General features: G+C 69.3%; 7 protein-coding genes. 1 reads left to right on the top strand and 6 read right to left on the bottom strand.

The window, feature by feature from the left end:
* The 3 genes from ABZ281_RS03210 to ABZ281_RS03200 form a co-directional block, all read right to left on the bottom strand.
* Positions 1-491, bottom strand: a 491-nt coding sequence (locus tag ABZ281_RS03210; RefSeq protein ID WP_356651574.1) for a hypothetical protein, incomplete at its 3' end; no start/stop codon positions are given.
* A gap of 68 nt (positions 492-559) precedes the next feature.
* Positions 560-1,261: a ribonuclease HII gene (locus ABZ281_RS03205; protein WP_356651572.1), complete on the bottom strand. Its 702-nt coding sequence runs from the start codon at positions 1,259-1,261 to the stop codon at positions 560-562.
* A gap of 149 nt (positions 1,262-1,410) precedes the next feature.
* On the bottom strand, positions 1,411-2,031 hold the full coding sequence (locus ABZ281_RS03200; RefSeq protein WP_356651570.1) for a TetR/AcrR family transcriptional regulator: 621 nt from the start codon (positions 2,029-2,031) through the stop codon (positions 1,411-1,413).
* A 187-nt stretch (positions 2,032-2,218) separates the two neighbouring features.
* On the opposite strand from ABZ281_RS03200, the gene ABZ281_RS03195 reads away from it, so the two are divergent.
* Complete coding sequence (locus tag ABZ281_RS03195; protein WP_356651568.1) at positions 2,219-3,766, top strand: MFS transporter; 1,548 nt, start codon at positions 2,219-2,221, stop codon at positions 3,764-3,766.
* Positions 3,767-4,119: 353 nt separating this feature from the next.
* Here the strand turns inward: ABZ281_RS03195 and ABZ281_RS03190 are convergent, their stop codons facing one another.
* The 3 genes from ABZ281_RS03190 to ABZ281_RS03180 all read right to left on the bottom strand — a co-directional run bounded on the left by ABZ281_RS03190 (position 4,120) and on the right by ABZ281_RS03180 (position 6,494).
* Positions 4,120-5,025 carry an ADP-ribosylglycohydrolase family protein gene (locus tag ABZ281_RS03190; protein ID WP_356651566.1) on the bottom strand — a complete coding sequence of 302 codons (906 nt, stop codon included), beginning with the start codon at positions 5,023-5,025 and terminating at the stop codon, positions 4,120-4,122.
* A gap of 12 nt (positions 5,026-5,037) precedes the next feature.
* The gene (locus ABZ281_RS03185; protein ID WP_356651564.1) at positions 5,038-5,697 is read right to left on the bottom strand and encodes a histidine phosphatase family protein; all 660 of its coding nucleotides are present in this window, start codon (positions 5,695-5,697) and stop codon (positions 5,038-5,040) included.
* Positions 5,698-5,888: 191 nt separating this feature from the next.
* Positions 5,889-6,494: a YdbC family protein gene (locus tag ABZ281_RS03180; RefSeq protein WP_356651562.1), complete on the bottom strand. Its 606-nt coding sequence runs from the start codon at positions 6,492-6,494 to the stop codon at positions 5,889-5,891.
* Between the last annotated feature and the right edge of the window lie 105 nt (positions 6,495-6,599).

Here is a 6,599-nt window from a genome sequence, read left to right as displayed (position 1 = left end):
ACCACCGGACGCGACGCGGCGCGGGCCGCGATGGTGGCGTCCGTGTAGAAGACGTCGTCGCCCGCGTCGTGCTGGGCCCAGTAGGAGGTTTCGCCGAAGGACAGCTCGTGGGCGGCCCACGGATGCTGCTCCCCGGTCGTGATCACCAGGATGTCGCCGGGGGCACGACCGGAGTCCAGGAGCAGGTCCACGGCCTCTTCGGCGGCGTCGAGCGCCCCCTCCACGGAAGCCGGGATCAGCTGGATCTGCGGGGTGACCGGACCGGCGGCCCCGGCGGCGGGACCCGGCGGGGCGGGCTTGGTGGCCACCTCGCGAGTCCGTTGCACGGGCGGCGCCGGCCGCAGAGGACCGGGGCGGCCGGGACGCGACGGAGCCGCGGGACGGGGGCCGGGTACGGGACGGGGGGTCGGCGCGGTGCGGCCGCTGGCCGGAGTGGCGCGGGGACCCTGGGCACTCTCGTGAATCTGAGGCTCCTCGGGAATGAGAGGCATGAGTTGATATCTATCAAACGTTGGTACGACCCGCGTCGGCGGGTGGCGCATGGATGCGAACGAAACCGTCAGAAGTCGAAGCCGAGCTGCCCCTCGACCTCCGGAACACTTCCGTCCGCCCAGCTGCGGGCCTTCTTGAGGTGCCGCCACTGGGGCAGCGCATCAAGATACGCCCACGACAACCGGTGGTAGGGGGTGGGGCCCCGTTCCGCCAGTGCGGCCTTGTGCACGGGAGATGGATACCCGGCGTTGTCCGCAAAACCGAAGTCTGCATGGTCGATACCCAGTTCGGCCATCATTTTGTCGCGCTGGACTTTGGCGATCACCGAGGCCGCAGCGACCGCCACGCACGACTGGTCACCCTTGATCACCGTACGGACCCTCCAGGGCGCACCGAGGTAGTCGTGCTTGCCGTCGAGGATGACCGCGTCGGGACGCACGGGCAGTGCGTCCAGCGCACGCCCCGCTGCGAGCCGCAGCGCGGCCGTCATACCCAGAGCGTCTATCTCCTCCGGGGAGGCATGCCCCAGTGCGTACGACGTCACCCAGGTCCGCAGTTCCTCGGCGAGGGTGGTGCGTCGTTTGATGGTGAGCAGCTTCGAGTCCGTGAGCCCCTCGGGCGGACGGCGCAGTCCGGTGATCGCCGCACAGACGGTCACGGGACCGGCCCACGCGCCGCGGCCCACCTCGTCGACACCTGCAACGATCTTCGCTCCGGTCGTGGCTCGAAGGGAGCGCTCGACGGTGTGAGTAGGCGGTTCGTACGGCATGGCGCCCCTAGATTACGCCGCCCGGAACCGCCCGCGACACCCCGGTCCGCCACGGCGGCCTCGCCGCCCTCGAGAACCCCCGTCGAGCATCGTCCGGCCGTGGCGCGGACCATCGCTTGATTCGAGCACCAGCCTCCTCACCGGCAGCGTCAGGCACCGTGCGGCCGCAGCAGCGGAACCATCAACTGGTCGATCATCTCCTCGACTTCGCTGTCCTGCCATTCACAGCCGCACATCTTGGAGCGGTACATCATCATGGCCGGTATGGCGTCGAAGACATAGCCGTTGGCAGCCTTGGGACGCACCTCGCCGCGCTTGATCCCGCGGTCGACGACCTCTCGCAACATCTTCATGGTGGGCTCCACGACCCCGTCGAAGATCACGCCATGGAAGCGCTCGGCCTGCGCCGTGTCGCACTCGTGAATCACCGAGCGAAGCGCGAAACCAGGGCGGGAGAACATCGCGTCACGGGCCAGCAGACACAGCGCCAAGAGGTCCTCACGGACGCTTCCTTCATCAGGAGCCGCGTCGAACTGTGGCAGCCCGGCACGCAAGGCGTCGGCGACGAGATCCTCCTTGGACGGCCAACGCCGGTAGACCGCGGCCTTGCCGGTCTGGGCACCGGCGGCGACACCCTCCATCGTCAGGCCGTTCCAGCCGACGGTGCTGAGTTGATCGAGGGCGGCGTCGAGGATCGCGCGTTCGAGTACCGCACCGCGGCGGCGGGCGGCAGTCTGAGCGGGGGCATCCGCCCGGCTGGGGGTAACCATCTGACTCTCTCCAACGAGCAGAGGAAGCGGGCATTCCGGGGATGGGGGACGCGCCGGACGGCCACACAGGGGGACGTACCGACCGACGACGCCGTAAGTGAACGCTTGCGTTCACTGTCGGGGACTCACTACCGTTGACGCGGCAGTGAACGCCAGCGTTCACTAATGCACTCATGGGGGACCCATAGTGACAACCTCTCCATTGCTCCAAGAGCAGAAGCCAGGCGCGGCACGCCGGCAAGGACGCCCCGGCATAGCGCTCACCGTCATCGCGGCCTGCCAACTCATGGTGGTCCTCGACGCGACGATTGTGAACATCGCACTCCCGCACATTCAAGAAGCGCTCGAGTTCAGCACCACCGACCTCACCTGGGTCGTCAGCTCCTACACCCTCACCTTCGGCGGCCTGTTGCTCCTCGGCGGCCGCGCCGGTGACATCCTCGGACGCCGCCGGATCTTCATGACCGGCATCCTCCTGTTCACCCTGGCCTCGCTGCTCGGCGGGCTGGCCCAGGAACCCTGGCAGTTGCTGGCCGCCCGGGTCCTGCAGGGCGTGGGAGGCGCGATCGCCTCGCCCACCTCGCTGGCGCTCATCACCACCACGTTCCCCGAGGGCCCGGAGCGCAACCGGGCCTTCGGTGTCTTCGCCGCGGTCTCCGCGGGTGGTGGTGCCATCGGTCTGCTCGCGGGCGGCATGCTCACCGAGTGGCTCGACTGGCGCTGGGTGCTCTTCGTGAACGTGCCGATCGGTGTGCTGATAGCCGTGCTCACCCCGCTCTACATCAACGAGTCCGAACGGCACTCCGCCCGCTTCGACGTCGCGGGCGCCGTGACCTCGACCGCCGGCATGGCGTCCCTCGTCTACGGCTTCATCCGCGCCGCGGACGAGGGATGGCGGGACAGCCTCACCATCGGGTCCTTCGCTGCCGCTGTGGTGCTGCTGCTGGCCTTCGGGATCATCGAGTCCCGGGCCAAGGAGCCGATCACCCCGCTGCGGATGTTCGCCGACCGCAACCGCTCGGGCACGTACGTGATCATGCTGAGCCTGGCCGCGGCGATGTTCGGCATGTTCTTCTACATCGTGCTGTTCGTGCAGAACGTGCTCGGGTACAGCCCGATCCAGGCGGGGCTCGCCTTCCTGCCCGTGACGGTCGTGATCGCGCTCGGCGCCGGTCTGTCGCAGCGGTTCCTGCCGGTGCTGGGCCCCAAGCCCTTCATGCTCGTGGGCTCCGCGCTCGCGATGACGGGACTGGCCTGGCAGGCGCTCATCAGCTCCGACAGCTCGTACGTCGGCGGGGTCCTCGGTCCGATGCTGGTGTTCGGGTTCGGCATGGGGCTGAACTTCGTGACGCTGACACTCACCGCCGTCTCCGGTGTCGCCCCGCACGAGGCGGGTGCGGCGTCGGGGCTGCTCAACACGACGCAGCAGGTGGGCGGATCGCTGGGCCTGTCCATCCTGACGACGGTCTTCGGCACGGCGACCAGGGACGAGGCCGAGAAGCAGCTTCCGCAGTTCATGGCCGAGGGGACCGCGGAGCAGAAGGCGGAGTTCGCCAGGACCCAGCAGCTCCCCGCGCCGTGGGGGCACGAGGTGCTGGCCCAGGGCATCTCGACGGCCTTCATCCCGGCCGCCGCGATGGCCGTCCTCGCCCTGGCCACGGCCTGGTTGGTGATCCGGGTCCGCAAGAGCGACCTGGAGGCGCTCTCCGGCTCGGCCGGACCCGGGCTCGGCTGACGCCAGGGCACCGCGAACCGGCTCCAACACCTCGCCGGCGGGAATTTCACAGGCCCGCCGACGGCTGCCGGGCCGGTTCGCGCTCGGGCGCGGACGGCCCGGCCGCACGCGCGGGACGGACGGCGATGTCGACAGCACGGCCGCCCTCGCGCGTCCCGCACGACGAGCGACAACGCCCCACCAGCGGATCAGAACAACGATCAGAACTTCCATGCCCACCCCCTCTCCACTCACACGGACGTCCGGCGTGTGCACGACTCGACAGCTGACACAGCGGCTGCCGGGACAACGGACGGCCGATCACGGAGAGTTCCCAAGATGTACGGAGAGTTGCCGAAGGTGCGAGTCCTGCGTCAGGCCGGCGTGGGGATCCAGTCCGGGAGCGACTCCGTCCGCTCGACCCATTCGGCGGGCGGTGCCCCCGCCTTCCCCGAAGCGATGACGCCGCCCACAATGGCGCACGTGGTGTCGACGTCCCCGCCGACCTGGGCGGTCGTCCAGAATGCCCGCTCGTAGTCGCCGAGGCTCCTCGCCGCCGACCAGAGGGCGAAGGGCACGGTGTCGTGGGCGGTCGTCCGCCGCCCGCACCCCAGTACCGCCGCGACCGTGCCCGGGTCGCCGTAGTCGAGCATGTCCCGCGCCCTGCGGAGCCCCGCACCCACGGCACTCTTCGGCACCAGGTCGATGACCCCGTCGAGGAGGGCTTCGGCGCCGGGCGGCCCGTCGGGGGCGGCGGCGAAGGCGGCTGCCGCGGCGACGGCCATGGCCCCGACGACGGCCTCGCGGTGCTGGTGGGTGGGGTAGGCCGAGATCTCCGCCTGGTGGGTCGCCTGCTCCGGATCATCCGCATACCAGGCCCCCAGCGGAGCGATCCGCATCGCCGCTCCGTTGCCCCAGGAGCCCTGCCCCTTGAAGAGCGCGGCGGCGAGTTCCCGCCAGTCGCCACCCTCCCGGACGAGCCGCAGCAGACGGTTGACCGCAGGACCGTAGCCCCGGTCGAAGTCATGGTGCTCGGCGAAGGAGTGCGCCAGGGCGTCCTGGTCGATGCGGTGGTGGGTGGCCAGGACGGCGACGACCGAGCCGGCCATCTCCGTGTCGTCCGTCCACTGCCACGGCCCGGAGGGCACCTCGCGGCGCTTCAGCAGCGGGTAGTTCACCGGCACGAAGTACTGGGAGCCGAGGGCGTCTCCGACGGACAGTCCGCGCAGGCAGGCCAGGGCGCGCTCCAGGCGCACGTCGGGGGAGGAATCAGCGGTCATCGCCCTGCCACTCTATCCGGTGACCCCGTACGGCTCGGGATCTCGCCAACGGTCGAACGGCCGGTCGAGCATGTACTTGCCGTCGTCCCCCAGAACGAGCATCCGCACCTCGCCGTTCCCCGGGTTCGACAGCGACTCGAACTCCGCGACCGTCCAGTGGAACCACCGCATGCAGAACAGCCGCATCGCCAGGCCATGGGTGACGATGAGGACGTTCGGCGGGTGTTCGGGGTCCTCGAAGCTGCGGAACAGGCTCTCCAGGAAGCCGCCGACCCGGTCGTAGACGTCGGCACCGGATTCGCCCTGGGCGAATCGGTAGAAGAAGTGGCCGTACGCGTCCCGGTAGGTCTTCTGGAGGCGGACCTCGTCCCGGTCCTGCCAGTTGCCCCAGTCCTGCTCGCGCAGCCGGGGTTCCTCACGCACCCGTATGAGACCGGAGTCGAGGTGGAAGGCGCGCAGGGTCTCGTGCGTACGGCGGTACGGGGAGACGTACACGCTGACTTGCTCGTCGCCGAACAGGTCGCGCAACTGCTCCCCCGCCGCCTCCGCCTGCCGCCGACCTCGCTGGGTCAGCGCCAGGGCGTGGTCGGGTTCCCGCTCGTAGACGGAGTCATCAACATTGCCCGTTGACTCGCCGTGCCGGACAAGGACGATGCGCCGTGGTCGTGCCATGCCAAGACCCTAGATCGGGTGAGGTCCGGTGGAGCACTCCCCCCGCACCCATACGGCGTAGGTCACACGATTCCTGCACCACAGGTCACACTGGTCGCACGCTTGTCCGAACGGAATGGCTCCGTCCATGACCGCCCGGAGTCAGGGCCTCGTGTAGCAGCATCCGGTGAAGCCGTCGAGTCCGGTCGGAATCAAACCGTCCAGCTCGATTCCATGTCCACGACGTCCCCCGTGAGCGCCGCCACGTCCGCCTCCGTCTGGGCCCTCAGGGCGAGCCGCTCCACGCGTTCGGTGCGGTACTTGCCGTGTTCTGCGGCCGAGCGCCACATGGAGAGCACCATGAACTCGTTCCCGGGTGCCTCGCCGAAGAGCCCGCGCACCATACCGGGTGAGCCGGCCATCGCCGGGTTCCAGACCTTTTCCTGCATCAGCACGAAGTGCTCGGCCCGCTCCTCGTGGATGCGGCAGAGCGCCACCCGCAACAGGTCGGCGTCCGTGAAGCGCGGTTCGAAACCGGTCTTCACGTCGAAGCGGTAGTCGAAGAGTCTGACCTGAGCGTCCTTGAACGTGCCCGCCTGAGCCGACGCGAGCCGGTCGTGGGACCGTGCCATGAAGGAGTCGTAGAAGGCGCGGCTCTCCCAGAACGCGAAGACGTGCGCCACATCCGGCCGCCCCCGGCTCCAGCCACCCCCCTGCCCGCGAAACCCCGGCTCCCCCAGAAGCCCCGCCCACTTCCGCTGCCCCCGCTCGAAACCGCGGCGGTCCACCACGGTGCAGCGAATCCACTTGACCAGCACCGCGCCATGGTAAGGCCACGAAGCGTGGCGTCGGTCACTCTCGGCTGGACCGCTCCTCCACGCCCACACCCCCTCGCGTGGCAGTATGGACAAACAGTCATGTGC

Source organism: Streptomyces sp. NPDC006265, assembly GCF_040613555.1.
Taxonomy (GTDB): Bacteria; Actinomycetota; Actinomycetes; order Streptomycetales; family Streptomycetaceae; genus Streptomyces.
This window is presented reverse-complemented; position numbering and strand designations above follow the sequence as displayed.

Bases quoted from the DNA above. Each gene is read 5' to 3' on its own strand.
- ABZ281_RS03205 (WP_356651572.1), bottom strand. From the start codon at position 1,261: ATGCCGTACGAACCGCCTACTCACACCGTCGAGCGCTCCCTTCGAGCC.
- ABZ281_RS03200 (WP_356651570.1), bottom strand. From the start codon at position 2,031: ATGGTTACCCCCAGCCGGGCGGATGCCCCCGCTCAGACTGCCGCCCGC.
- ABZ281_RS03190 (WP_356651566.1), bottom strand. From the start codon at position 5,025: ATGACCGCTGATTCCTCCCCCGACGTGCGCCTGGAGCGCGCCCTGGCC.
- ABZ281_RS03185 (WP_356651564.1), bottom strand. From the start codon at position 5,697: ATGGCACGACCACGGCGCATCGTCCTTGTCCGGCACGGCGAGTCAACG.